Raw genomic sequence first — 25,762 nt, 5'->3', positions numbered from 1 at the left:
TATAGCGCATTTATTTTGCGATTGGCCTTGAATAAGCGCGGCTAGAACAGCATCCAATGAATCACATGGCGGCAGAGCGTGCTCTACGAAACATGTCTTCTGCCTTTCATCGATTCTGGAGAGTCGTATGACCGATAAAGTGAAAAGCATCAACCCGGCCACCGGCCGGACCATCCGTGAATTCGATACGATCACGGACGACCAGCTACAGCAGAAAATTGAGCAGACCCACGAAGCGTTTCTGGATTGGAAACAGCGCTCCATCGAAGAACGGGGCGCACTCGTGCGTAAGGTCGGCGAACTGCTGGTTTCGCACCAAGATCGGCTGTCGCGCTTGATCACTGAAGAAATGGGCAAGCCGATCGCCGAAGCGCCCGGCGAGCTTCAGCTTTGCAAGGGCATTTGCGACTATAGCGCCGACCATGCTGCGGACGTGCTGGCCGATGAACAGCGCGATCTGCCGGGCGGGCGAGCTGTCGTTACCCATCAGCCGGTGGGCGTTATCTTCGGTATCCAGCCGTGGAACTTTCCTTTTTATCAGGTGATTCGCTATACGATCGCGAACCTGATGGCCGGCAACACAGTGCTGCTCAAGCATTCGCCCAATGTCTGGGGCTGTGCCGAAGCGCTGGAAGGCATCTTCCGCGAAGCCGGTCTGCCCGAGAACGTGTTCAACGTCCTTTATATTCAGGACGAACAGGCCAGCCAAGTGACTGCACACCGGCTGGTCCGGGGCGTGACCTTTACCGGCAGTGCGGCCACGGGCCGCAAGGTAGCAGCGGATGCCAGCCAGCACCTCAAGAAAAGCGTGCTGGAGCTTGGCAGTAACGATGCCTTTCTGGTGCTCGAAGATGCCGATATCGACCGGGCCGTGAACGCCTGCGTTACAGGTCGGATCAACAATAACGGCCAGACCTGCGTGGCAGCCAAGCGCTTCGTCGTGGTGGATGCGGTCTATGAGAAGTTCCGCGATGCCTATATCGAGAAGATGAAGCAGGTCGAATTCGGCGACCCGTCGGACGAAAATACCCAGCTCGGCCCGCTGGCTCGCGAGGATCTGCGCGATACCTTGCACGAACAGGTCAAGACATCGATCGACAAGGGCGCGACCTGTGCGATCGGCGGCGAAGTGCCGGATGTCGAAGGCTTTTTCTATCCGGTGACGGTGCTGGAAAACGTTAAACCCGGTATGCCGGCCTACGATGGCGAGTTGTTCGGCCCGGTCGCCTCGCTGATCCGAGCCAAGGACGAGGCGGATGCGATCCGTATCGCCAACGATTCGGTCTATGGCCTGGGCGGCGGCATCTTCTCCAAGGACGAGAAACGCGCCGAACGTTTAGCCCGTGACCACTTCGATACCGGCATGGTCAGCATTAACGGCTACTATATTGCCCAGCCGAACCTGCCGTTCGGCGGCGTCAAAGATAGCGGCTATGGCCGCGAACATGGCGGCTTCGGCATGCGTGAATTCGTCAACAGCAAGTCGTTGATGATCGCGCAGTAACGCCAGTCTTGCCGACCCGCTATCGGTTGGCGACCAGTAGCCGCGTTGATAAGCCCCGGTCTTTGGCCGGGGCTTTTAGGTTTGAGGTCGGGCGGCCCAGTGAAAACCCGATCTCACATGCCCATTGCCGGGCAGTATCGCCCTGGTTCGGGCCAAGTCGGTCTGGCCTCGATCGCAGGCACCGCTTGAATCAAAAGCCCATCATCGACCTGCTTCAGAACAGCGCCGGTGCGTTCGTCGTGACCGTCGCACGCCTGTCAGTTTCGGATCGATAGCGGTGGGTCCGCCGTCGCGGCCGAGCCGGCCAAGGCCTGAACCATTAACACCAGTACCGGACAGCGGCTCGATAACAAGCCCAGTCGCAGTCACTCGCGCGATACGGGCGCCGTGCAAGACCCGCGCTTTGCGCTGATAACGCGTTGAAAGAGCGTTGAAATATCGACATGCTCGCCGGTAGACCGGGCATGTGGCAGACTACTCCGCCGCGTATCACCGCGGTTTGAACGATCCCCTTACGGCGCGAATGCTAGAAGACCGGCCATACCGTATTGAACAAGGTTTGCTATGCGTCGGATATTGATACTGGTTGGGGCTCTGGGACTGGCCGGTTGTTCGGCGGCGCCCGATGGTCCTGCCTGGGGTTCTCGGGCCACGCTCACGCCGGGCTGGTCGCGGCTGGGCAGCGCAGCGGCCGATGCGGCGCGCTCGCCGGTAACGTGGGCCCCGCTGGTTACTGCCGGCCTGCTGCAGATCGACCATGCCGATCGGGATATTGCGGATTGGGCGTCCGACCATACGCCGATCTTCGGCTCGCAAGACAATGCCAAAACCGCCAGTAACGTCATGCTGGGCGCGTCGGCAGCCCTGTATACGGCTACGGCCCTGGCGGCGCCGAGCTACCAGAGACAGTGGTATCCCAACAAGGCCAAGGGTCTGGCGGTGGGCGTCGGTGCGGCAGCCGCGACCGAGGGCGTAGTCGAAGGGCTGAAAAAAGGCGTCGACCGCCAGCGGCCCGACGAGTCCGGCCACGACAGTTTTGTCTCGGGCCATGCCGCGCTGACCGGCGTATCGGCCACCATGACCCAGCGCAATATCGATACGCTGCCGATCTCCGATACCAGCCAGCTCGCCCTGCGCAGTCTGGCCGTAGGACTGAACGTAGGCACGGACTATGCGCGGGTTGCCGCGCGCAAGCATTATCCCTCGGACGTGCTGGTCGGCGCCGCCCTCGGGCATTTTATCGGCGTGGTGGCAGACGAGGCGTTTCTCGGCATGTCCGACGATCGTTTTCTACCCACCGTCAGCCTATCGCGTCATGGCGGAACGGTAGGTTTTCAGGGTCACTTCTGAGTTCGAGTCGCTCGGCGAGCGGCGTTTCGGCCTGGCGCACCTGGCAAAACGCATGATTCAGGACAACCAAGCCTCGATTGGCGGTACGAATATGATCAGGCCAATGACGATCGAGCCGATCGCGCTGAGCAAGACTGCGCCGGCGGCTACGTCCTTGGCTTTCTTGACGACCGGATGAAATTCCGGCGATGCCACGTCGCATAGCAGTTCGAACGCCGTATTCAAGGCTTCGGCGACCCATACCGCAGCTATCGCCAGCACCAGGATGCACCACTGGATCGGCGATATGCCGGCCATGAAGCCAAGACATACGACCACCGCCGTAGCCACGGCATGAATCCAAGCGTTGTGCTGGGTAGCCAACATTTCGCCGATCCCGACAACGGCATACCGCAGGCTACGGATTCGTCCGTTGAAAGAAAACGAAAGGGTGGTGTCGTTCATCGATCAGTGCCTGCGTTGAATACTGGTACGGCCGGTCAACCGCAGAATCCAGCGGCTCGGCCAGTTCCGGTTATCTACGCAGGTCGGCGATAAATTGCAAACGCCGGGCCGTAATCGTGCATGAACGCACCGGCCAGCAGAATCCGACTTCAGGTTTTGCGATTGCCTCGAGCCGTACTCGGCCTATCCGTGTGACTCAGGTGCTCGCACAACGAGTACAGGGCAGCGCGCGTGGCCGACGATCGAGCCGGCAATACTGCCTAAAAACACATCGGACAAGCGCGGATCGTGGGCGGCCATGACCACCATATCCGGACGCGTTTTATTGATTTCATCGATCAGATAGCGCGGCATGCGACCAACGAGCACGCTCGTCAGCGATTGGATATCGGAGGGGACATACTGCTGTGCGACCGCCTCGAGCCGATCTTTAGCGGCCTGGAGCGATTCCTTGCCAGCCTCCACAGCCACGTACGGGTACATCCCGGCGTTGATGTCCGGCAACACCGTAAGCAGGCGCAACGGCACCTCACGTACCTTCGCCCACTGCACCGCATAGGGGAGCGCAAGCTCTATGGCATGTGGCTGGGCCAAGTCGACCGGCACAAGTATCTCGCGTGACATGGCGCATCTCGAGCATCAATAGCAGGTGAATCGCGTCTGTCCCCAGACTATTGTTGCCGGAGCGCTGCGCTTTGACGCAGGTCAACGGTGGGTTCAATCCCTATGCTTGTAGGCGCACTGAATCGCCTAAGCCCCAGCCATCCAATAGAGCCGATAGCTTGTTTGGTAGGGCGCCCTGGAACCGAAATAGGGTCAAGTCAGATATGTCTGGCGTTGTGTAGATGCGACCTTTTCGAGATGGCCCGATCTCGAATCCCTATTGCAGCATGCCCCGACAGCCAACTATCGGGGCATGGCCCTAGTACGGCAAAACAAAGATTTGTTTAACCGGGTTCCTGCGTATTGGCGTTGTTGCGTGTCACGCGCCACACAGCGTTGGTCAGGTCGTCAGCAACGAGGATCGACCCATCCGGCGCGACGGTCACGCCGACCGGGCGGCCGCGGGTCTTGTCGTCGCCGCTGAGAAAGCCGGAGACAAAGTCCACGGGGTTGCCCGCGGGCTTGCCGTTTTCAAACGGGATGAATACGACCTTGTAGCCGACTGGGTCGCCGCGGTTCCAGCTGCCGTGTTCGCCGACGAATACGCCGTTCGAAAAATCGCCGCCCACGCTGTCGTTGGAAAAGGCAACGCCGAGCGGGGCGTGATGCGAGCCGAGGCTGTAATCTGGTGCGACGGCCGATTCAACCTTGTCTGGATTCTGCGGCTTCACGCGCGGATCGACGTGCTGGCCCCAATAGCTATAGGGCCAGCCGTAGAAGGCGCCTTCCTGAATGGTCGTGAGATAGTCGGGCACCAGGTTCGGGCCGAGTTCATCACGCTCGTTCGCGACTGCCCATAGCTGGTCCGTACCCGGTTGGATAGCCAGGGCTGTGGGGTTGCGTACGCCGGAAGCATAGGTGCGATGGGCGCCGGTTTCGCGGTCGATCTGCCAGATCTCGGCCCGGTCGACTTCGGCTTCCATGCCACGTTCGGTGATGTTGCTGTTGGAGCCGATGCCAACATAGAGATATTGGCCGTCGGCGCTCGCGGTCAGGGCCTTGGTCCAATGATGGTTGATCCGCGAAGGCAGTTCCGTGACCAGTTCCGGCTTGCCGCTGGCGTGGGTCTGACCGTCCTGATAATCGAACCGGACGAGCGAATCCTGGTTGGCGACATAAAGATTATTATCGACCAGCGCCAGGCCGTAGGGTGCGTTGAGGCCGTCGGCGAACACCGTTTGTTGGTCGTAGTTGCCGTCGTTATTGCCGTCGCGCAGCAATGTCAGCCGGTCGCCACCTTTAACCGAAGTCGTGCCCTGTGATTTGATAACACTGGCGATGAAATCCTTGGGCTTGGTCTTCGGGGCATTGCCACCGCCTTTGCCCTCGGCCACCAGAATATCGCCATTGGGCAGCACCAGCGTCTGGCGCGGGACCTTCAGATCGGTAGCAATGGCTTGGATCGTATACCCATCCGGTACGGTGGGTTTCTGATCACCCCAGTCGGCCGGCTCGGGGATCGTCATGTTCGGCAGCAATCCACGCTGCGGCTCTGGCAGGTTCGGATTGGGGCCGAATTGCTGTTCCGAGTCAGCCGCTTGGGCGCCGCCAGCAACCAAGGCTAGCGATAGGGCGCTTGCGTACAAAATCCCTTGCGTTTTCATGACCGCCCTCCGGCGCCGAGACGAGAAAAGCCGAGCCATGTGGCCGCACAGCCGAGCACGGCAACGACGATAGAAAGCACGAAGCCGGTGGGCATCATGGCCCATGCATCCCGCGCGTGGATCAGCGCGTTGATGAAGCCGACAACCCAGGTTGCTAGTAGCACAAGGCAATAGATGGCATATGGCGCGCGACGCTCGGCCCGAAACAGACCGATCAGCCCGCATAACAGGGCAAAGCCTGTAAACACGAGCGCGCCGGCGATCAACCAGGACGAGAATGTGCTCCATTGGATGTGATACGACGTCGCGTAGGCATAGTCGCTCAGGGCAGCGCCAAGAAACAGCGGAAACGTGCCGGATAGTGATAACGCATGCAGCGGATTGATTCCGGCTGTAGACGTTGGGTGGGTAGCGGCAGTCAAAATAGACTCCTTCTAAAGGGGTAAACCAGAATACCTTTCGATAGGGCCGTCGTGTTCTCGATCAGCGAAATTCGTGCGTCTGAGTGGTCGACCGGTCGGCTCTAGGAAATATGTGAACCGGGCAGCCAACCGGGTTTGTCGTTTGCAGAGACCAATCGTGTCGTACGAGTCCGCGTCGGGCGCTGTTATGCAGCAACGCGAGGCTGCGGTGACGCTAGATGGCCGTCGCGTCGTTAATTCATAGAGGCCTGTCCCTTCGGGCTGGACCGCCCATCGTGTCCTGCGGCGTTTCGTGTCTGGGCCGTGGCCCGCCAGGACCCGCAACTCGCGCCTTGCAAGACACGATCGGCGTAGGCCAATGCGGGCGCGTCGTCACGACATACGCCGCCGCATCCGCGGCCCTGTAGGTGGCAAGCCAAGGGATTGTGAACGTTGCATAGCCCAGCCACGTGAGCGAACGATGACGGCGGATGGCCGCTACAAGAGGACTCTATGGGGGACGCCTGCCGATCGCGCCATGCGGCGTTGCAGGCCTTGAACGTGGGCCTACTACGCTCGGTGGCCTGCGCCTTGCCTGCCACAATGGGCAGGCGTCATGCGACGACGCGCCCTAGAGCGTCAGCAGCCCCTCGGCAACCTCGACGAGGTCGTCGCCGCGGACATCGGCAGGCAGGAACACATCGCCCGGCTCGCCTTCGAGCCGCGAGCACCACCCCGCAAGCGCTCCGGCCCGCTTGGCGCCGTGGCAGTCCCAGGCGTGTACCGCGACCAAAGCCATATGATCCAATTCGCAGCCTAAGGCATCGGCAGTGTAGTGGTAGACCGCAGGTGCAGGCTTCCAGGTGCCTACCACGTCGGACGTCACCACCTGGTCGATGTAAGTATCCAGGCCGGCCCCGGCCAGAAACGACCGTGTATTATCCGGATCGCCCACGGTCAGGCAGCCGATCGTTACCCCGGCATCGGCGAGCTTACGCAGCGCCGGCGCAGCATCCGGAAACGCCGGAACCTTCGCAAAGCCCTCGAGCACATAAGCCATATCGTCTTCCGACATAGCCTGTTGGGTCTCGGTCCGTAACGCCTGGCGAGCGGTTGCCTTGAAGTCCGCAACATCGCCGGCCAGCGTCAATGCCATGGCATCCCGCTGAAAGCGCATGAAAAAAGGCCCCAAAACGGCAGCTGGCTGGCCGACCTCTTCGAGCCGGGTGCCGATCGGATCGAGATCGAGCAAGGTTTCGAGTACGTCGAAAGCAACAGCATTGATACGACGGGCCATAACAGTCTCCTCTGCGCGTAGCGGGTCACCGGAACGGCCCCGACATAACTCGTGGTTATCAGCCGGCTGGATCGCCTGTCAAACGTGTTCGGGTAAGGCGGCCCAGGCCAAAGAACGTGTCCCGATCGCTTCCGAGCGCGAATCAACGTATCCCTAGTGCCCAGTTGTGCAAGCCCGGCTACGAGCCACGATAAGCCCTGATGTGTAATGACAATATCTGCGCACTAATACCCGGTTGGGGGCAAGCCTGGGCCGGCGAGCCAGCCGATACCGGCAGACGTGTTGAGCTTGTACAGCGCTTTAGCCTTTAGCCGAGCCGGTGAAGATGCGCTTGGGTAGCGAGGCATGCACCCCCCAGTTGCCGTCAACGACCTGGGTCACGCTGAAATCCACTGCAACCGACATCAGCGAGATCGCTTCGTCCTCGCTCAACCCCTGGGTATGCATTAAGAACGCCCGCATCTTGCGAAACGCGTCGCGCATGGCCCTGTCCACGGACGAGTTCTTGAATACGGCCTGCTGGTCTTCCGGCTTGGAGCCAAAGTGCGCTAGATAATTCGGGTAGCTGAAGCCATGGATCACCCATTCGTCCTTGGTCTCTAGCAGCGGCCACTGCAGGGCCTCCAGCTTGGTGCCCGGCAGGGCGTCTTTCTTGTGCAGCTTGAACTGGAAGACGCCGGTAAACGAGCATTCGATCGCGGTACCGCAACACTCCGAATCGCCCTGGGCGGCATGCGAATCGCCGACCGAAAAATATGCCCCTTTCACGGAGACCGGGAAGTAGATCGTCGAGCCTTTACCTGCTCGCCAATCGTCGATATTGCCACCGGTATAGCTGGGCGGAATCGAATTGACGAGGTCCGATTCGGCCGGCGCCAGACCGATCGTGCCAAAGTGCGGCCGGATCGGAATCCGCACGCCGGGCATGATGTCGTGGTTTTTCTGGAGCTGGCTGTGATCGGCGATCAGCCCAGGGTAATCGTAGGTGTCGTGACGCACGCCCGACGGATCGGACATCGGCAGCCAGCGATAGTTATAGACTGGCCGCGCGAAGTCTTCATGGCCGTTGGCGTCCAGCTCGTAAATCGTCACCACCTCGCGTGGCTTCGGCTCCTCGATCAAGTCGTGGTACTGATAACCCCACCAGGCCGCAAGATTGGTGCCGTAGGTCTTGCCTTGATAGTCGAGATTGCCGCTCGGGCGGGGATACATGTCGAGAATACGCACTTCGAGCACGTCGCCCGGTTCGGCATCGCGCACATAGACTGGCCCGGTACAGATATGCACGCCCCAGCCGGCCCCGGCGCCGTTTGGGGCATCCATTGGCCCGGCGCCACGCCGGTCGACGTTCTTGCCGTCTTTCGTCCAGTGATAGACCTGCTCGACTGCGCTATCGCCCTTGATCATGCGGTCGTAGTCATCGCCGGCCTGATGCGTGAGCACTTCGATCGTCGCCAGGTCGCCGGAATCCACCGTAAGTGCTGGTTTGAAGTTCTTACTGAACACGCCCCAATGCACGGTATCCACCGTGGCCGGCAGATAATGGTATCCCGTGCCGTCGGCCACGCGGTTGCCGCTGCCTGCCGCAGCCGCGAACCCGCTCTGGGCAAACGCCGCCGCGCCGCCGCTCGCCAAGGCGCCTTTTAGAAATTCGCGCCGCCCGTTGGCCGGTTTGGCCCCGGTGCCGTGCTGGGCGTCATCGGAATCGTTGGACTTCATCACTGCCTCACAAGAACCGCCAAAACATATCGGCTGTGAAGCAAGAGAAGTGCCATCGACCCGAGCGGGGTCGGCGGTCGAGCGGGGTGGGCCAGGTCACGGTCGACGACGAGAGCGAGTACTTTGATCGATCACCCGGCCCAGCAGGATCCAGTCTATCGCCTGACGGATGTCGAGGCCGGACGATTTTGCTCGTGTTGCCGGTGTTCGGTGTCACGGTTGGGCGGTTTATGTTTTGAAAATTCGTCGAACCGGGCGGGAAAACAAAAACATAGTTCGCCGTTCGCTGAGTGTTGTTCCCCACAACCGGCGCGAAAGCCGCTTATCTTTTAATTCACGACCTCGCATTTTGAAGAGGCCGTAGCGCAACGATGGCCCGCTCAACCGGTACCCGCGACCGCCGGCGCGGCTTGCAGCGCTGCAATCTGGTCGACCAGATAGGCCGCATCCGCGCCGACCGCCGCGAAACGCCCCGAGCCCCAGGTGTTGAGCCAGGGCAGGCCGAGAAAATACAGCCCGTCGACGGGCGTCACCCCGCGCCGGTGTACCGGTTCGCCGCGGCCGTCGAACACGGGCGCTTCGACCCAGGAGAAATCGCCGGAAAAACCCGTTGCCCAGATGAGCGTGGTAATACCGCTGGCCTCGAGTGACAGTTGCTCGGGCTCGAAGGCCGGCTGCCAGACCGGGTGATACGGCGCTGCGGCCGGCGCATCGATTTGCTGTTCGGCGATATAGGCATCGATGCTGTTGCGGATTTTGCAGTAGGTGGCGTCCGCGCTGTCGAGGTTGTCGGCCAGATTGGGCTCGAATCGCAGTCGCCCGCCCGCTTCGATCGTCGCCAGGCGACCATAGAGCTGCATGCCTTCGAGGGCGAACGCACGCAGGTCGATTTCGTGACCGCCGTCGCGCCCGCTCATGTAGTGGTTGGCCTTGTGGCGCAGCGTGTATTCGGGCTCGGCATGCTCGGCCACCGTGACATCGTAGGTGCCCATGCATTCGAGCCAATCGACCGAATCGCGCCCGCGATAGACCCGAGGTGCCCGCGGTGCGCTTCCCACACACAGATGCACGCGCCGGCCGGCGCGGTGCAGATCTTCAGCGATCTGACAACCGGATTGGCCCGTGCCCACGACCATCACCTCGCCGGCGGCAAGCTGCTGAGGGTTGCGATAGTCGACCGAATGCAGCTGATCGATCGGGGCAGGCACACGCTCGGCGATACGCGGCACCTGCGGTACGTGATAGCCGGCGACCGCGAGCACCACCTGATCGGCGGTGGCCGTACCCGCGGTGGTTTCGACTACGAACCTGGCGCGTTCGTCGCGGCCCAAACGAGTGACGGTAACGCCTTCACGCAGCGGCGGATCGACGAAATCCGCATAGCGCTCGAGATAGGCCACGATCTCGTCCTTGCCCATGAAGCCATCGGGATCGTCGCCGTCGTAGCCGAAGCCGGGTAGCCGGCATTGCCAATTGGGCGTGACCAGACAGAAGGTATCCCAGCGCTTGTCGCGCCAGGCATGCCCGACGCGATGCTGTTCCAGCACGATATGTTCGATATCGGCTTGCTGGAGCCAGTAGCTCGCCGACAAACCCGCCTGGCCGCCGCCGATGACTACCACCGGGTAGTGGCGACCGATATCCGGGCCGTCGATCATGGCCCGACGCATGAATCGACTCATCGTTCAAACCCCTCGACGGTCACCGTGGCATGGCTTGCAAAAGCCTCGGCCGCGCGTTCGATGACGGCGAGCTGTTCGGCCGATGCGCTGCAGGCATAACCGTATTTAGCGCGCACCCTCTCGCTGGCGTGGGTGAGCGCTGCGCGTGCGATGCCCACGAATTCGGACACCGCATAGCGTGCCCCGGGCTCGAAGAATTGGGTAATCGTGCTGGACGGCGAATAGCAGCGCATACGGCTATCGTCCGGCCAGCGTACGTTGAACCAGGTTTCAGGCATGGGAAGACTCCGAGTCGGCAACAGCCTGTCTCGAGGCGCAGGCGATATATGGATGGGTGCGAAAATCGCGGATCTCGCGCTCGGCGCCGGCCTCGCGCAGGCGCAGCCGCAGGCTGTCGTCGCAGTGTCCGATCGCGGCACAGGCGATACCACGGGCGCTGAATCGCGCGGTCACCGCCGCGACATCCTCGGCCGCCACCGCCAGCAGAAAACCGAAGCTGGGAAAGGTTTCGCACAGCCAGCGGGCGGGCTCGGCGACATCTGGACGCGGCACACGGGCGATATCGATCACAGCGCCGACCCGAGACGACTCGGCCAGCATCATGGCGGTACCCACCAGCCCACCCATACTGATGTCCTTCGCCGCCCGGCACAGCCCGGCTTCGGCAAGTTCCGGCAACAGCTCGAGATCGGCGCGCAGCCGCGGCGCCGGCGCTTCGGTACTGGCATCCCAGTTCGGTAACGGCTCTCGATAACGCCCGCGCAGATCGATGGCGGCGACCAGAATATCCCCCGGTCGCGCATCGAAACTGGTCAGCAGCTGCCGCGCGCGGCCGATAATCGCGACCGACAGCTGTTCGTCGTCGCTATGGGCGTTGCTATGGCCTCCCACGATGGGTACGCCGTAGGCCCGTGCTGCCGCGGCCATGCCTTCGACGATCGGCCGCGCATGGGCCATATCGCGGCTCCAGACCGCGTCCACGACGGCGCTGGCACGCCCGCCCATCGCGGCGATATCGCTGATGTTGACCATCACCCCGCAATAGCCGGCAAACCAGGGCATGCAGGCCACGAAGCGCTTGACGAACCCTTCGATGGCAAACAACAGCCAGCCATCGCCATCGGCGATCGCTGCGCAATCGTCGCCGATACGAATCGCGCCCGGGTCGGCCCCGTGGGCGCGTAGCGTATCCATGACGGCTGCGATCTCGGTCTTGCCGGCAATGCCATCGGCCGACCGCGCCGCGTGGGCAACGGCATCGAGCCGGTTCATGCGGCTACCCGGCGCGGCGTGATCACCGCGCATTCATCCGGTTCGCAGGGCGGGTACCAGGCCAGATCGGCTTGCATGAGCGCATGCGGCGCGCCGCAGACGCTGACCTGTTCGAGCACCTGCCAATGCAACGATTCGAAAAAGGTCACGTTGGCCGTTTGCACGGTAGCCGTGAACCGACGACAGCCATGCGCATGGGCGCTACCGACGGCGACCCGAACGAGTTCGCGGCCGAGCCCGGCCATGCGCCGAAAACCGCGGGCCACGGCCAGACGCGATCCGTGCCAGAGGCCGTCGCCGTCGGCATGAATACGCACCGTCCCCACGACCTGCTCGGGTATGCCCGCATTCCACGACAGCGCCACGATCGGCATGGCGATCGCATCGATGGCGTCGCGATCGGTGTGTGCGAACAGTTTCTGTTCGTCGCAGAACACCTGTTTGCGCAACCGCTGCGCGGCGCGGATCTCCCAGCCGCGGTCGGCGCGTTTGACGCTGTATGCCGCCGGCACGAAGGCTGCCGTCTTATAGTCGTCGCCGTCGAGCAGCATCAGGCGATCTCCGCGCTGCGCTCGAACGCCGATAGCGACGAGCAGGCCCCGCAACGTCCGCAGCCGGCCTTGATATCGGCCGAACGCATGCCGGCGGCCACGAGCATTTCGCCGATCGGTTCGAGTAGCGATTGCATGAATGCCGCGCTGGGGGCGGCATGATGTTCCAGCGGCGTGCCGGTAATGGGTACGAACGGCACCACGAACGGATAGACGCCGCGCTCGATGAGCGCGCGGCTCATGTCGATGATCGCTTCACGACTATCGCCCAGCCCGGCCAGGATATAGGTCGATACCTGGCCGCGGCCGAAGACGGCCACCGCCTGCTCGAAGGCGCGCAGATAGGCGTCGGGCGTGACCTCGGCCTTGCCCGGCATGATGCGCTCGCGCACCGCGGGGGTGACCGCTTCCAGATGCATGCCCAGCGAATCCACGCCCGCATCCTTGAGCCGTTCGAACCAGACCGGATCGTCCGGCGGTTCACATTGCGCCTGGATCGGCAGATCGACGGCCGCGCGTACGGCGACCGCGCTTTCGCACAGAATCGCGGCACCGCGATCGGTGAAGTTGGGCGTGCCGGTGGTCATCACCATATGGGTCACGCCATCGAGCTCGACCGCGGCACGGGCCACTTCGGCCAGCTGCGCCGGCGTCTTGCGATTGATGGTGCGCCCGTCGGCCAGCGATTGGCCGATAGCGCAGAACTGACAGGAGGTCGATCGTCGCCCATAGCGCACGCAGGTCTGGAGCACGGTTGTTGCCAGCACGTCGCTGGAATGCAGCTGGGCGATCTTCCAGTAGGGAATACCGTCGGCGGTTTGCCGGCCATAGAAACGCGGCTGCGGAGCAAAGCCGATGGTGGTGACCGGCTTGCCGTCTCGGGTCAGCCGCCCCTGACTATCGGTCGCGAACGGCGAGCGTTTCGAATGGCCGGTATGCACGGGCACCATCACGGTGTGGCCGTCGATGGTCACTGCCTTGTGGTCCGACGGTCCGGCACCGCCACGGCGGCTGGGCGCGCCCTGGCTCGGGTCAGCCAGTCGAAGGCCGAGTGATTGCATCTCGGTAAGCAGCGTTCGGCTCGGTTTCGACATGATCGGAATCCTCGGGTTCGGCTGGGGGTGTGGTGGCAGCCAGCGCAGGGCTAGGGTGCAAGGGCGCGTGGCTGCGCCGGTCGATATGCAGCGACAACAACTCGGGGCGGGCGTAATGGCCGACCGAATCCATCATCCGCTTGCGCTTGGTGATCAGATCCAGGTCGATGTCGGCGATCAGCCGGCCCGGGCCATCGCGTAGCGGCGCCACCACATGCGAGCCGTCAGGGGCGATGATGGCGGTATAGCACCCGCCGGACAGGCCTTTCTGTAGTGCCGGGTCGGCGGTCACGCTCTCGATCTGGTCGGCATCGAGCCAGGCCGTGGCATTGACCACGAAACAGCCCGCTTCGAGCGCGTGATGGCGCAGCGTGACTTCCTGTTGTTCGGCAAAGATCGGGCCCACCAGAGAGCCGGGAAACTGGCTGCAGTGAATCTGTTCCTGGTCGGCCATGAGCGCGTAGCGGGCGAGCGGGTTGTAGTGCTCCCAACAGGCCAGCGCGCCGAGACGGCCGGCCGCGGTATCCACCGCCCGCAGGCCCGAGGCGTCGCCCTGACCCCAAACCATGCGCTCGTGATAGGTGGGCGTGATCTTGCGACGCTTGAGCACGATCTCGCCGTTACTGTCGAACACCAGTTGGCAGTTGTAGAGCGTGCCGTGATCGCGTTCGTTGATGCCGAGCACCACCACGATCTCGTGCGCACGCGCCGCTGCGGCCACGGCATCGGTGACCGGGCCGGGTACGCTCGGCGCATGGGCATAAAGTGTTCGATGCCGTTCACCCATGGCCATGGGCGCCATGACGAACGACCAATACGGGTAATAGGGCACGGCGGTCTCCGGGAAGACCACCAGCTGTGCGCCCCCGGCCGCGACTGCGGCAATTTCGTCGAGCACCCGCGCGACGGTGCCATCGGCACTATCGAGCACCGGTTGCAATTGAACGGCGGCGACCTTCACGGCTCGTGGCACAGTCATCGTGATACTGGCGCTACATCGTCCAGGTGGACACGACATAGGCGTTGTCGCGGCGCGCGATCAGCTGGATATCGAGCACATCGAGCGGGCTGATCGGCTGAATACCGTCCACCAGGGCTGGCTCGCCGTGGCCGTAGAGCGCCTGCAAGGCGAACCGACAGGCATAGACCTTGCCGCCTTCGTCCATGAACGCCTTGAGTTGGTTTTCGTAGTTCTGGTGGCCCGGAAAAGCTTCGTCGCCAATGGTGGGGAAGCCACGCTGTACGCCCAGTGTCACGCCCGGGCCGTAGAGCAGGATGGTGGTTTCGAACCCCTTGCGCAGCAGACGTTTGGCCTGAAGCATATTGACCAGGCCAATCGAACCCTCGAAGGCAACGGTATGAAACGTCACCAGCGCCTTCTCGCCGGGTTCGGCCTGTACGTCCTCGAAGAGCTTATCTTCGTAGTCGACGAAATAATCGCCTTTCTGAACTTTCGCTGTCGTGACTTCAGGCATCGCGTTGTCTCCGGTTGATTCGGCATGTCGCAGGCCGACGCATCGGCGTCGGTCAGCAAGAGTGTTGCAACGCCTGTGCCAAATGATCGGTTCTAAAATGCGATCATTTGGCGATCATTTATGCGAAAACTGTGCTAGCGTTTGCCTGCGCGCGGCCCCACTTTTTTTGCAAGTATTTGCAACAGCCGCGATCCGCTGCGGCGATTACGCACCACGCTGGCGAACGACAGGCGCAGCGCACAATCCGAGGGCAGCAATGAACAACCATATGAGCCGTTGGTGCGCGGTGATTACGGCAAGCGATCGGCCGACTTACCATGCGATCGCCGATGCGATCGCTGACGATATTCAGGCGGGACGTTTGCGTGCCGAGCAGAAATTGCCGCCCCTACGCGCGCTCTCCCGTGCGCTGGGGGTGAATTTCAGTACCGCCGCGCGCGGCTATGCCGAAGCCGCGGAACGCGGGCTCATCGCTGGCCGCCCCGGTAGTGGCAGCTATGTGCGCGGCGAGATCAGAAGCGACCCGGTCCGTTCGGCAAGCACGGTCGGGCCAATCGACATGCGCATGAATATGCCGCCGGAGCCGCGCTCGCCTGCGTTGCGAGCGCGACTGCGCGAAGGTTTCGCCAGTCTGGGCTCGGGCAATGATGTCTACGATCTGCTGCGCTATCAGGAATTCGGCGGTACGCAGCGTGACCGCGAAGCGGGCGCGCTGTGGATGGCTCAGCGTCTGCCGCGGGCCGATGCCGCCAACATCCTGGTCTGCCCGGGCGCGCATAGTGCGCTGCTGGGCTTGTGTGCCTCGCTGCTGCGGGCCGGGGATAGCTTGGCCTGTGAAGCGATCAGCTATCCCGGTATCAAGGGCATCGCGGCACATCTGGGGATTCGCCCGGCGGCATTGCCGGCCGACCGCGACGGGCTCGACCCGGACGCCTTTGCCGCGCTGTGCGCAGCCGATCCGCCCAAGGCGTTGTATATCAACCCCACGCTCAACAACCCGACCACTGCCACGCTGTCCGCCGAACGCCGGGCGGCCATCGCCGAAATCGCTCTGCGCTACGGCGTGCCGATTATCGAGGACGACCCCTACGGCTGCCTGCCGAAACAGCGGCTGGCGCCGATCGCCACCCATGCGCCGGAGCTGACGTTTTATGTCGCCGGTCTGTCCAAGGTGCTGGGCGCTGGTCTGCGTATCGGCTATCTCGTCACCCCGAATGTCCGCTATACCGCGCGGGTGTCGTCAACGCTGGCGACGCTGTCGGTGATGGCCAACCCGGCGATGATCTATCTGGCCACGCGCTGGATCGAGGATGGCACGGTACGCGCCGCGACCCGCGCGATCCGCGAAGAATCCATGGCTCGGCAGGCATTGGCGGCACGCGTGCTGCGCGGTATCGAATACCAGAGCCAGCTGGAAGCGTTCCATCTGTGGCTACCCGTGCCGGCCCCCTGGAACCGGATCGAGCTGGCCACGCGCCTGCAACAACACGGCATCGCCGCGGTGGTGTCCGATGCGTTTGCCATGCGCGCGCCGGCGCCGGAAGCGGTACGCATATGCCTGGGCGGCACCGCCAGCCGCGAGGAATGCCATCGTCATCTGGAAATCATGCACGACGTGATCGAGCACCTGCCAGCGATGGCGGCCGGTGGCTATGGCGAGCCGTTCGTGGACTATTAGCGATCGGCCATCAGCACAACCGCCCCCCGACGCGAGATGCCGTTATGCCGGGCGCGCACGGCAGCGACGACCGATTGCCTCAGGACAAGAAGTTCGCGTTGGTCGCCGGAGAATGGGGGCGCAACCGAGAATAGGGCTAAACCGAGCGGCTCCGCTTATTCCGATTATCATTAAGAGCGGCCCGACCGGAACTGCCCGGCGAACGCGGCTACGCGCGCCCCGTACCGGCGTGCCGTCTCGAGATCCCCGGGCGACATCTCCTCGGGCGAGGCATCGGCGGGTGTTTGCGCCATTGGCGCGATGTAGGCGCCCATGCGATTCAGGTCGTCGCGCCTCGAGGTTTTCATGTTCGCCGGCTTGATATCCATGCTTACCCAGAGGCCGCCGTGCTGGCCGGCGAGCAGAAAGAAGTATTCCAGCGTATTGAGCTTGTCGCCGTTGAGGCTCGCGCTATTCGTGAAGCCGCCGAAGATCTTGTTCTGCCAGCCGCCTTCGAACCAGATCTTGGACGATGTGTCCGCGAACTTCTTGAACTGCCAGCTCGGTCCGCCCATGTAGGTCGGCGAGCCGAACAGTATCGCGTCGGCATCGGAGAGGGTTTCCCAGGCCTGTTCGGCCAGATTCCCCTCGGCATCGATCGCCAGCAGTACCGCGTCGGCGCCGTCGGCGATAGCGGTGGCCATGCGCTCGGTATGCCCGGTGCCGGAGTGGTAAACGACTACCGTTCGAGCGGTAGATGGGGGTTGGGTCATGGTGGCTTCCTGTGATGTGAATTACCCGTCGTGGGCGACCGGGAAGCCAATTTATTGAGTGCGAGCCGGGTAATAAATAGTGCTATAAAGAACGCACTGTTGTTCCGAAAGAAAACAATGCAAAACCTCGAACCGGTTTTGATCTTCGTCCGTGTTGCCGAGATGTCGAGCTTCACGCGGGCGGCCGAAAGCCTGGGTATTCAGAAAGGGCGTGCCTCTGCCGTGGTCCGCCGGCTCGAGCAGGATCTGGGCGCTAGGCTCCTGCATCGCACCACGCGAAGTGTCCAGCTCACGGCGGACGGCCGCGTTTTCTATTCGCGTGCATGCGATCTGCTGTGCGAGGCGCAGGAACTACGATCCATGTTCGCCAGCGACGGTGCGCCACTTCGGGGGCGGTTACGTGTTGATATGCCGACGGAACTGGCCCAGAGCGTCGTGGTCCCCGCGTTGCCGGGGCTCATGGCCGAGCATCCCGGGTTGGAACTGGAACTGTCCAGCACGGATCGGCGTGTCGATCTCGTCCAGGAAGGGTTCGACTGCATCATCCGACTCGGCCCGATCGTCGACGAAACGCTTGTCGCTCGACCGCTCGGCAAACTGCGAATGATCAATGCCGCGAGCCCGAGCTATCTAGCCCGCTACGGCACGCCGCATACGCTGGAAGACCTGCGCCGCCAGGGGCACCAGATGATCCACTACACGCGCACACTGGGCGCGAGGCCCACCGGATGGGAGTATCCATACGGCAATGGCTATGCCGCGCTTCCGTTGGCGGGCGCGATGCACGTCAACAATGTACAGACCTATCATGCCGCCGGGCTGGCCGGCATGGGGCTGATGCAGGCCGGATATTCCGCGCTCGCGCCGCATATCGAACGCGGCGCGCTCGTCGAAGTTCTGCCGAACCTGCGCCCGGAGCCTCTAGCCGCTTTTCTCGTGGTCGCCCATCGGCGGCATCTGTCGCAACGTGTTCGGGCGTTCATGGACTGGCTCGAAGGGGTGTTGGCCCCGTATCTCGATTGAGTCGTTTCAAGGGGAAGGGCGGCCGAGTTTTGATTTGCTCGTAGGAGGAGCCGCGGGAAGACCTGTTCTGTCTGAGCTGGTCCGGTTATCACGAACAGCCGAGTTAAGCGTCCGATCCGGACGCCTGTTCGACGTCCAGCGGCGTTCGATAGCCGAGCGTCTGATGCGGCCGCTGGCGGTTATAGAACGTCTCGATGTGTTCGAAAATAACGGTACGATCGGCCCGCCGTAATTCGAACCGCGGGCGATCCATCCGCTCGAAGTTGAGCGTGGCAAAGAAGCGTTCTGCCACCGCGTTATCTCAGTAGTCACCACGCCGGGACATGCTCGAGATCATGCCCTGTTTTTGTAGTCGCTTCTGATAAGAAGCAGCGATATAGGCCGGCCCGTGATTGGTGGGATGGATCCGTCCAGACGGCGGCTGTCGTCGCTCGATCGCTATGTCCACGGCGTTTTTTCATTAGCTGATGTTGCCGGCTGATTCGGGCGCCATGCCGTTCATACTGCGCTCGTTCTGCGAGCACCCAGCGGCCAATACGGTAGACGCACGTAGCGTAATCGTGGAGGCCGAAGCTCAAGTCGCCTCGTTGTTTTCCTGGAAAAATCTGCATCTGGCGTACCACACCGGGCCGTATGTGGCAGGGTGTCGATTGTCAGCGTGCTACCGAGAACACCGAGCGGCATGGTAGCGCGGCAATCACGACGATCGCGTTGCTGCTATACCGGGATCGTTCTGCGTTGTCGGCTCTGGCCCAAAGGGCAGGTCGTCTACCCGCTCGAAGCGTGGCGACGTTCGCGAGATACCCGGCGAGCCCGAACGAACCTGTGAGTCTTTCGGGGCGCTCGCAAATACCTGAAAAACCGTGGCTTGGTCCCCTGTTGTTACGGGCCATCGCGCTCAGCCGGTTAATTCCGGTTTGCGCCTGGCTTGGTCAGGCATGGCAACAACACGTCATATCCACCGGCCGGTCCTCAGCCGGGATCAATCCAACTTCAACTGCACTCAAAGGATTGCAAGATTATGTCTAGCCCGGAACACAAGCAAAAAATCTGGAACCTGATCAAAGACATCAAGGTCGGGATGCTCGTCACGCAAGACGATGGCGTGCCGCGTGCACGACCCATGCATCTGGTCCAGAGTGAATACGACGGCACGATCTGGTTCTACACCCGTCGCAGCGCAGAAAAAGTGATCGAGGCCCAGCAGGGCGATAGCGAAGTCTGCCTAACGTTCTCCGACCAGGAAGAAGGCGTTTATGTCTCGATGTCGGGCAGAGCGCGTATCACCAACGACCAGAACATTATCGACCGATACTGGAGTTCCGAGGTCGCGGCCTGGTTGCCGGAAAAAGAAGATCCGGACGTCGTCATGCTGGAAATCGACATCGAAATGGGCGAACACTGGGCGGCCAAGGAAAGCAAAGTATTCCAGCTCTATGAAGTCGCTAAAGCCAACGTCAAAAGCGACAAGACGCCGAACATCGGCGAGAACGAGAAATTCGGCGGCTGATTCTTGAGGCCGTACGCATAGATCAACGCCCGGCAGTGCGCCGGGCGTTTTTTATTGCGAGGGATTCAAAGTGCCTAGCGCCGACAGCTTATGCCTCGAAACAGGCGAACAGCTGCGAAAAGATCCGTGCTGCGAGACAGTCCAAAGCCGGGCGCAAGTGGTTATCGCGCACGATTCTGTTTTGATTAGGCGCTATTGAGTCGATATCGCGTCCCGCCAAGCGAATAGCGCTGAGTCTAGCGCGCGACAAAAGCGGGCTCTAGTAGCGCCAGAGCGAAACCAACATACCCGGCTCTTGCAGGGCGGTTAAAACCCGGGTTAGGTCGTGTTCTGTCGGATAAAAATTACAATTCAAGACCTGTCGCCTGGGAATGCGAGCACGACGTAAGAGAGCTCGGATCTTTCAAGAGGTCATCCAAGGCGTTATCGGAGTAGTCGCCGACGAGCAGACAGGCCCCGGCGTCTCGAAGGTTGGCCGGGCTTTCGGTGGTGACGAGCCCGATTGTCGATATGCCGGCGGCGGTGGCCGCTGTCATGCCTTCACAGGAATCCTCGAAAGCGATCACCTGATGCGGCTCTATGCCTAGACGCGATAATGCTACGCGATAGGGGCAAGGGTCCGGCTTCATGGCGGCGACGTCGGGATCGTCCGAGAAGACTGTTTCGCTGAATATATCGTCTAGACCCAGCGGGTCGAGCGAAATTTCTGCGTCATAGCGCGGAGAGTTGGTTACGAGCACCAAGCAAAAACCTGCTTCGCGTGCTTCGGAGATGAAATTCCGCAGAGACGGTAACGGCCCGGTGCTACGTAGGCGGCGATAGTATTGGTCCCGTTCCAATTGGCTTAACCGCTGACGCGCCTCGGCGTCGAGCGACGGCACCAAATCCTGGAAGATATCGTCGCGATCGCGTGCGTGGATCGACTTCCGGTACACATCGATATCCACATCCACCCCATAAGGGCGCAGGATTTCTAGCCAGGTGGCCCGGGCCAGCGCGTGGGTATCGCTCAACGTCCCGTCGAGATCGAAGAAAATATAGTGTTGCATGCGCAGGGCAGCCGTAGGGCGAGCAGCGTTTGTTTCGGCGCGATCCTAATCCCCGCGGCCAGCCGCCGCATCGGTTGCAGTACCGAGTCGGCGGCGCAGGCATCAAGAAAAATCATACGATGCAAGACTTGGCCGGTGTTTTTCGATCTATGGCGTAGATCGTGATGATGGGTTGGCCGCAAAAAGTTGAAGGCCCGGCCCACACAAGTATTGGCGAAGCCGATAAAGATGCACTCGAGCCGCGAGCCATGCGCGGCCGCAGTCACCTTCGGCCCCCGGGCAATACTGAAATCGGCCATGACTGAGATCAGAGAGATCGTTTCGTTCTTGCTCAGCCCCTGCGTATGCATCAGGATCGCCTGCCTCAGATAGACGTGTCTGAGCCGGAGACGCTTTAAATACTCAGAAGATTATCCGCCCGTTTGCCGAACACGGCCGCGCAAATAGTAACGCATGCAGCAAAATGCTACGATTGATTCAAATCGTAACGAGGACTGTCCATGGCGACGACTCCGATTCGCTTATCCGAGGACTTGTCGAACATATCTCGGAACGAAGCACGCCTTATGCACCGCTCGCAGGCCGGGCAGATCGAATACTGGGCACGTATTGGGCGGGCGATCGAGCACTCTGGCCAGTTCAACTACCAGCACATCGCGCGCGCCTTGAACGGCGAGATCCCGGTAGACGAACTGTCGGCCTATGAAAAACCGGTGTTCGATGCCATGCACGATGAGGCCATGCGCCATGCCTCGCCTGAAGAACAAAAAGCGCACGAGCGTCGAATGCAGCAGCTGCATGATGCGGGCGTCGATACCGAAGCGCTGGGCGACTAAACCGCCTTGGCCGAGCCCGACCTTCCGCTAGGGCCCACAGCGCAGCCAAGCTTGTTTTTGCTTGCTGGCCCCAACGGCGCCGGCAAATCCACGTTATATACCGACCGCATCGAACCGATGACGCGGGCGCCTTTCATCAATGCAGACGAGATCTTAAAACGTTGGCGCGCGGACGGGCATTGCGAGGTCGATGCCTATGCCGCGAGCCGCGAAGCCGCGGCCCAACGCGAGCGTTTCATTCAAGCGCGCCGCTCGTTCGTGAGCGAATCCGTATTCTCGCATCCCAGCAAGATCGAACTGGTCGAGACTGCGGTGGCGGCCGGCTACCGGGTCGTGCTTTATCACGTCAATGTACGGTTGCCCGAGATGTCGGTAGCCCGCGTGGCGGCGCGGGTCGCTACCGGCGGCCATCGGGTGGCCGAAGATAAAATCCGCGAGCGCTACGACCGTAATCAAGCATTGATTCGTCGTGCCGCCGATATTGCGACGATGACGCACGTATTCGACAACTCCAAACGCGGACAGCCACCACAATGGGTATTAACGCTCGAGCAGGGCATCGTAGCCGCGCGCGCGGATATGACATGCCCGGACTGGGTTGAAACGTTGTACCTGCGTTGATGCGCGGTGAGCAGACCAAGCGAAGAGCGACGGCGCCAATGCGAGTCGCGTTTCTATAGCTTCGAGGCCAGCGTCTTCGGTGCCGACTGATGAGGCCGAGGCAATGGCTGCTGCGAAAAGCCGCGACGCTGCAAGGCCATCAAAGCGCTGCTTTCGCAAGATAAAAGATTGAGCCCCGGTTTCGGGCGTTCGCTTGGATTTTGAAGGCGCCCTGGCTTGCCGGCTGATAAGGGCGGCCGATAGACGGGGCGCCTTATCCTAGAACTGGCGTTTGCGGTGCCTGTGCGCTAGCCACCCCAAGGCCATAAGACCAATGACAAAAATCAGGAGCTGCGGTGGCTCGGTGACCGATGGCGTATAGGAGTATTGCAGCGTTGTCGTTAGATCCAGGTTATCGCTGCACATCGGGGCAATGCCGGTATTGGCGCATATATCCGAGTCTTCGGAGATGGCGCCGTTGATTGAGACGTTACCCAGGCCGATATAGTCGTCGACACTATCCGGGCTTCCCCGATAGTAGAACGATAGGGGCCCAGAACTGCTGGCATGCAAGACCGCACTTGTGGTCTCTGTGCTGTAGCTTTGGGTGTCGCAGCTTGAACAGGGCGTCACATGCCAGCTGTCTTGATATTGGTAGAGCCCGGATGTCGGGTCCAGCGATACGAACTCATGCCAGCCCAGGCTAGCGAAAAAATCGGTGGCGGTTTCAGATGCCGGCGGAAATCCGGGGCCGTTGAAAATATAGCCCGTACTGAAGGCAACTTCGGAATAACAGCCCCCTACGCAACTCGAAGGCTCTAGCCGATAATCCGCGCTGTAAATTAAATCGCCATCAATATTCAGATTGACGGCATCGAGCGTACCCAGTGCCGGGTCGAATTGCTGGAAACTACCCCCGAAAGTGCCAAGCGGCGACCCACTATAGTATTCGTCTGTCGGTCCGGTTCTCGTAAGCGTTTGGGTTATGACGACCGCATGAGCCACGGGCGCGATGGCCAGGAAAAAGGCGAAGATAAGATGCCGCATGGGGTTCTCCTGCTCCGTTATCGAGTCGGAGCGCCAACCAACGGTCCCGCTAGACTTATCGTATCTCTTGTGCCGGGAAATAACGTAGTTTTATTAGTTAGTTTATTTTTTTATATAAAGCGTCAAATATTAAGTATGCCGACAAACCAGGCGGTCAAATACCTTGCGTTGCCGATCGGTTTGCCGGCATGAGAGGGCAGCGACGGATAAACGAATGAGGCGACGGCGAGGGCGCCCCTGCGGTGGTTGTGCGGCGCGAAACGAGATCGAAGACGCCAGACTGAGCCCGAGAGTCCGGTCGCGATCGCCCGCGTGCTATCCGGCGTCGAGTCCGCAGGAGCCGCAGAAATAGTAGACAGGCTGTGCTGGTCTAATCGTCACCAACTGGCAAATTAAACGCTTCGACTCGTCTGGCATTCATTCCGATAAATTCAGCGTCGAGAACAGGCATAATTCCAACAGCGCCGTTCATCTTTGGAGCAGAAGATGAGCATAAGACGGGCAGTTAAGAAACGATCGACGCTTGATGAGCCCCCGAGCGCAGGCCGCCACCATACGGCCACTTTTTCACCCATCGAGGACGCCGCCGGAGACGAGTCGTTGCTGCGCTGGCAGCGGCGTGTGTATCTCGCGCCGGCGCATGAACTCGGCGTCGTGCGACGCGCTATTATTCTGGCGGCGTTGTCCTGGCTACCGCTGGTGCTGTGGGCCGCCTGGGCCGGGCGTCTATGGCCCGGCGGGCCTGCAGGCGGATCGCTGATCGAGCACTTCCCGATCCACGTCCGTTTTTTGGTCGCCATTCCGCTGCTGATCATCGGCGAATGGCCGCTGCATGCCACGCTCCTGCGATTGACCCGCTGGCTGGGCGAAAACGGCACACTCGACGCGGGGCAAAGTCGCCGCTATCGAGCCATACTTCGACGCCTGGCGCAGCGGCGCAATACGGTGTTGCCCCATGTGGTGATGATGGCGCTGGTCGTCTTCTGGACACTAGTCGACGGCCCTGATCATGCAAGCAGCGAATACGCCTGGGCTCGGCTTGGCAACGGCGAGCTCGGATTTGGCGCTTTCTGGGGCGTCTATATCGCACGGCCCATTTTCGTATTGCTGCTGCTGGTCTGGCTCTGGCGGCTGTTGTTGGTGATCCTGCTGTTTTTCCGAATTGGCCACCTCGATCTCGATCTGCCGCCGACCCATCCCGACCACATGGGCGGCCTGCAATTTATTCAGGAACTATCGAAGGCCTGGGTGTTGCTAACGCTAGCGGTGAGCGGCGTGATCGCATCCAGCTGGGCCTACGCCATTCTCTACACCGGCGCGACATTGGCCACTTTCAAGTGGCAAGCCGGCATCTTTATCCTAGTATGGGCCGGGCTGCTTCTGGCGCCGTTCATGGCCCTGTCGCCGGTGTTGATCAGGACCCGGAAGCGGGCCTTGCTTAACTACGGGAACCTTTTGCGTAGACACAGCCGATTGGTCCACCAGCGCTGGATCGAAGGCAAACCGGTCACCGACGACGGCCTGCTGAATGCGCCTGAAATCGGCTGCGTGGCCGATGCCGCGGCCCTGTACGACGCGGTCGCCGCCATGCGAGCCATCCCCATCGGCAAGCGGGCGCTGTTACTCACCCTGGCGCCGCTCGTTCTACCCCTGCTTGCGGTCACGGCCCTAAAAATACCGCTGTCGACCGAGCTCGCGAGGCTGCTCAAAATGCTTGTATGAGCTTATTCAGGAAGCAGGCGACGTGATGGGACGATTGCAGGGATATCGAAGGCAACCCGGGTTGCGTGGATACGCCTGAACAACGGCACCATATAGGGAAGCGAGCGATCGTGTGGACGGGCAGGGCTGTAAGAGCCGTCTCCTCATCCTCACACGCTTTACGAGGCGTTGGGCGAAACGCCCAGCGCTCTCAGCAAGCCACCTATCGCGACATCTTTCGCTATGAATCCGATCCCGGCTTGGTGAACGAGATTGGCAAGGCGACGAACGGCAGCTATGTTTTAGGTAGTGCCGATTCGAGGCCGAAGTGGCTGCGGCGCTGGGGCGTCGCGTGAGTGGAGGTACGCCAGGGCGGCCGAAGAAGGGACCGGACTAGGCGAGGGCGCCGGAAACCGTGGTCTGTCCCCTATTATTTTGCTATTATTTTGTGTCCCCTATTATTTTGGATTTATCATAAATTCAGACTTAAATTGAATATTAACCGCTAAG

Annotated in this window: 25 protein-coding genes; 8 read left to right on the top strand and 17 right to left on the bottom strand. The window is 61.3% G+C overall.

The annotated features are described in order from the left end of the window. Positions 1–127 precede the first annotated feature (127 nt). Together V5738_RS09645 and V5738_RS09640 are read left to right on the top strand one after the other, a co-directional pair. Entirely contained in the window at positions 128–1,504 is a 1,377-nt protein-coding gene (locus V5738_RS09645) for an NAD-dependent succinate-semialdehyde dehydrogenase (protein ID WP_423820595.1), read from the top strand. Between the two features lie 564 nt (positions 1,505–2,068). Further along, complete coding sequence (locus V5738_RS09640; protein WP_423820594.1) at positions 2,069–2,854, top strand: phosphatase PAP2 family protein; 786 nt, start codon at positions 2,069–2,071, stop codon at positions 2,852–2,854. 57 nt (positions 2,855–2,911) lie between these two features. Here V5738_RS09640 and V5738_RS09635 read toward each other — a convergent pair whose 3' ends face one another. The 13 genes from V5738_RS09635 to V5738_RS09575 form a co-directional block, all read right to left on the bottom strand. Further along, on the bottom strand, positions 2,912–3,298 hold the full coding sequence (locus tag V5738_RS09635) for a diacylglycerol kinase family protein (RefSeq protein ID WP_423820593.1): 387 nt from the start codon (positions 3,296–3,298) through the stop codon (positions 2,912–2,914). A gap of 183 nt (positions 3,299–3,481) precedes the next feature. Beyond that, positions 3,482–3,892, bottom strand: a complete 411-nt coding sequence (locus V5738_RS09630) for a universal stress protein (protein WP_423820592.1) — start codon at positions 3,890–3,892, stop codon at positions 3,482–3,484. 353 nt (positions 3,893–4,245) lie between these two features. Beyond that, the gene (locus tag V5738_RS09625) at positions 4,246–5,565 is read right to left on the bottom strand and encodes a PQQ-dependent sugar dehydrogenase (RefSeq protein ID WP_423824161.1); all 1,320 of its coding nucleotides are present in this window, start codon (positions 5,563–5,565) and stop codon (positions 4,246–4,248) included. Then, positions 5,562–5,987, bottom strand: a complete 426-nt coding sequence (locus V5738_RS09620) for a DUF2231 domain-containing protein (protein ID WP_423820591.1) — start codon at positions 5,985–5,987, stop codon at positions 5,562–5,564. The genes V5738_RS09625 and V5738_RS09620 overlap by 4 nt, the downstream gene beginning before the upstream one ends. Before the next feature lie 610 nt (positions 5,988–6,597). Then, on the bottom strand, positions 6,598–7,263 hold the full coding sequence (locus V5738_RS09615) for a haloacid dehalogenase type II (RefSeq protein WP_423820590.1): 666 nt from the start codon (positions 7,261–7,263) through the stop codon (positions 6,598–6,600). Between the two features lie 300 nt (positions 7,264–7,563). Next, a complete protein-coding gene (locus tag V5738_RS09610; protein WP_423820589.1) occupies positions 7,564–8,982 on the bottom strand; it encodes an acetamidase/formamidase family protein in 1,419 nt (472 codons plus the stop codon). A 380-nt stretch (positions 8,983–9,362) separates the two neighbouring features. Further along, positions 9,363–10,664, bottom strand: a complete 1,302-nt coding sequence (locus V5738_RS09605) for an MSMEG_0569 family flavin-dependent oxidoreductase (protein WP_423820588.1) — start codon at positions 10,662–10,664, stop codon at positions 9,363–9,365. Further along, the gene (locus tag V5738_RS09600) at positions 10,661–10,942 is read right to left on the bottom strand and encodes an MSMEG_0570 family nitrogen starvation response protein (RefSeq protein ID WP_423820587.1); all 282 of its coding nucleotides are present in this window, start codon (positions 10,940–10,942) and stop codon (positions 10,661–10,663) included. Before V5738_RS09600 ends, V5738_RS09605 begins: the two co-directional genes overlap by 4 nt. Next, a complete protein-coding gene (locus V5738_RS09595) occupies positions 10,935–11,936 on the bottom strand; it encodes a sll0787 family AIR synthase-like protein (protein WP_423820586.1) in 1,002 nt (333 codons plus the stop codon). The genes V5738_RS09600 and V5738_RS09595 overlap by 8 nt, the downstream gene beginning before the upstream one ends. Continuing rightward, the gene (locus V5738_RS09590; RefSeq protein ID WP_423820585.1) at positions 11,933–12,487 is read right to left on the bottom strand and encodes an MSMEG_0567/Sll0786 family nitrogen starvation N-acetyltransferase; all 555 of its coding nucleotides are present in this window, start codon (positions 12,485–12,487) and stop codon (positions 11,933–11,935) included. Before V5738_RS09590 ends, V5738_RS09595 begins: the two co-directional genes overlap by 4 nt. After that, positions 12,487–13,581, bottom strand: coding sequence for an MSMEG_0568 family radical SAM protein (locus V5738_RS09585; RefSeq protein WP_423820584.1), 1,095 nt, complete (start codon positions 13,579–13,581; stop codon positions 12,487–12,489). The genes V5738_RS09590 and V5738_RS09585 overlap by 1 nt, the downstream gene beginning before the upstream one ends. Then, complete coding sequence (locus V5738_RS09580; RefSeq protein WP_423820583.1) at positions 13,520–14,560, bottom strand: Nit6803 family nitrilase; 1,041 nt, start codon at positions 14,558–14,560, stop codon at positions 13,520–13,522. Before V5738_RS09580 ends, V5738_RS09585 begins: the two co-directional genes overlap by 62 nt. A gap of 13 nt (positions 14,561–14,573) precedes the next feature. Continuing rightward, on the bottom strand, positions 14,574–15,056 hold the full coding sequence (locus V5738_RS09575) for an MSMEG_0572/Sll0783 family nitrogen starvation response protein (RefSeq protein WP_423820582.1): 483 nt from the start codon (positions 15,054–15,056) through the stop codon (positions 14,574–14,576). 268 nt (positions 15,057–15,324) lie between these two features. On the opposite strand from V5738_RS09575, the gene V5738_RS09570 reads away from it, so the two are divergent. Continuing rightward, positions 15,325–16,734 (top strand): PLP-dependent aminotransferase family protein, encoded by a 1,410-nt coding sequence (locus V5738_RS09570; RefSeq protein ID WP_423820581.1) that lies wholly within the window; start codon positions 15,325–15,327, stop codon positions 16,732–16,734. Between the two features lie 170 nt (positions 16,735–16,904). Here V5738_RS09570 and V5738_RS09565 read toward each other — a convergent pair whose 3' ends face one another. Further along, a complete protein-coding gene (locus tag V5738_RS09565; protein WP_423820580.1) occupies positions 16,905–17,486 on the bottom strand; it encodes a flavodoxin family protein in 582 nt (193 codons plus the stop codon). Between the two features lie 117 nt (positions 17,487–17,603). Between V5738_RS09565 and V5738_RS09560 the strand changes: the two genes are divergently transcribed. Continuing rightward, entirely contained in the window at positions 17,604–18,509 is a 906-nt protein-coding gene (locus tag V5738_RS09560; protein WP_423820579.1) for a LysR family transcriptional regulator, read from the top strand. Between the two features lie 103 nt (positions 18,510–18,612). Here V5738_RS09560 and V5738_RS09555 read toward each other — a convergent pair whose 3' ends face one another. Next, positions 18,613–18,801 carry an integrase core domain-containing protein gene (locus V5738_RS09555; protein ID WP_423820578.1) on the bottom strand — a complete coding sequence of 63 codons (189 nt, stop codon included), beginning with the start codon at positions 18,799–18,801 and terminating at the stop codon, positions 18,613–18,615. 729 nt (positions 18,802–19,530) lie between these two features. On the opposite strand from V5738_RS09555, the gene V5738_RS09550 reads away from it, so the two are divergent. After that, complete coding sequence (locus V5738_RS09550) at positions 19,531–20,019, top strand: pyridoxamine 5'-phosphate oxidase family protein (protein WP_423820577.1); 489 nt, start codon at positions 19,531–19,533, stop codon at positions 20,017–20,019. Positions 20,020–20,363: 344 nt separating this feature from the next. Here V5738_RS09550 and V5738_RS09545 read toward each other — a convergent pair whose 3' ends face one another. After that, positions 20,364–21,068, bottom strand: a complete 705-nt coding sequence (locus tag V5738_RS09545; protein WP_423820576.1) for an HAD family hydrolase — start codon at positions 21,066–21,068, stop codon at positions 20,364–20,366. A gap of 500 nt (positions 21,069–21,568) precedes the next feature. On the opposite strand from V5738_RS09545, the gene V5738_RS09540 reads away from it, so the two are divergent. Both V5738_RS09540 and V5738_RS09535 read left to right on the top strand, forming a co-directional pair. After that, complete coding sequence (locus V5738_RS09540) at positions 21,569–21,904, top strand: TA system antitoxin ParD family protein (protein ID WP_423820575.1); 336 nt, start codon at positions 21,569–21,571, stop codon at positions 21,902–21,904. Between the two features lie 6 nt (positions 21,905–21,910). Next, positions 21,911–22,525: a zeta toxin family protein gene (locus tag V5738_RS09535; RefSeq protein WP_423820574.1), complete on the top strand. Its 615-nt coding sequence runs from the start codon at positions 21,911–21,913 to the stop codon at positions 22,523–22,525. 258 nt (positions 22,526–22,783) lie between these two features. Here V5738_RS09535 and V5738_RS09530 read toward each other — a convergent pair whose 3' ends face one another. Next, on the bottom strand, positions 22,784–23,551 hold the full coding sequence (locus V5738_RS09530) for a hypothetical protein (protein WP_423820573.1): 768 nt from the start codon (positions 23,549–23,551) through the stop codon (positions 22,784–22,786). A 600-nt stretch (positions 23,552–24,151) separates the two neighbouring features. Here V5738_RS09530 and V5738_RS09525 point away from each other — a divergent pair. Further along, positions 24,152–25,273 (top strand): hypothetical protein, encoded by a 1,122-nt coding sequence (locus V5738_RS09525; RefSeq protein ID WP_423820572.1) that lies wholly within the window; start codon positions 24,152–24,154, stop codon positions 25,271–25,273. Positions 25,274–25,762 lie beyond the last annotated feature (489 nt).

It is taken from the genome of Salinisphaera sp. SPP-AMP-43, from assembly GCF_049568105.1.
Lineage (GTDB): Bacteria > Pseudomonadota > Gammaproteobacteria > Nevskiales > Salinisphaeraceae > Salinisphaera.
This window is presented reverse-complemented; position numbering and strand designations above follow the sequence as displayed.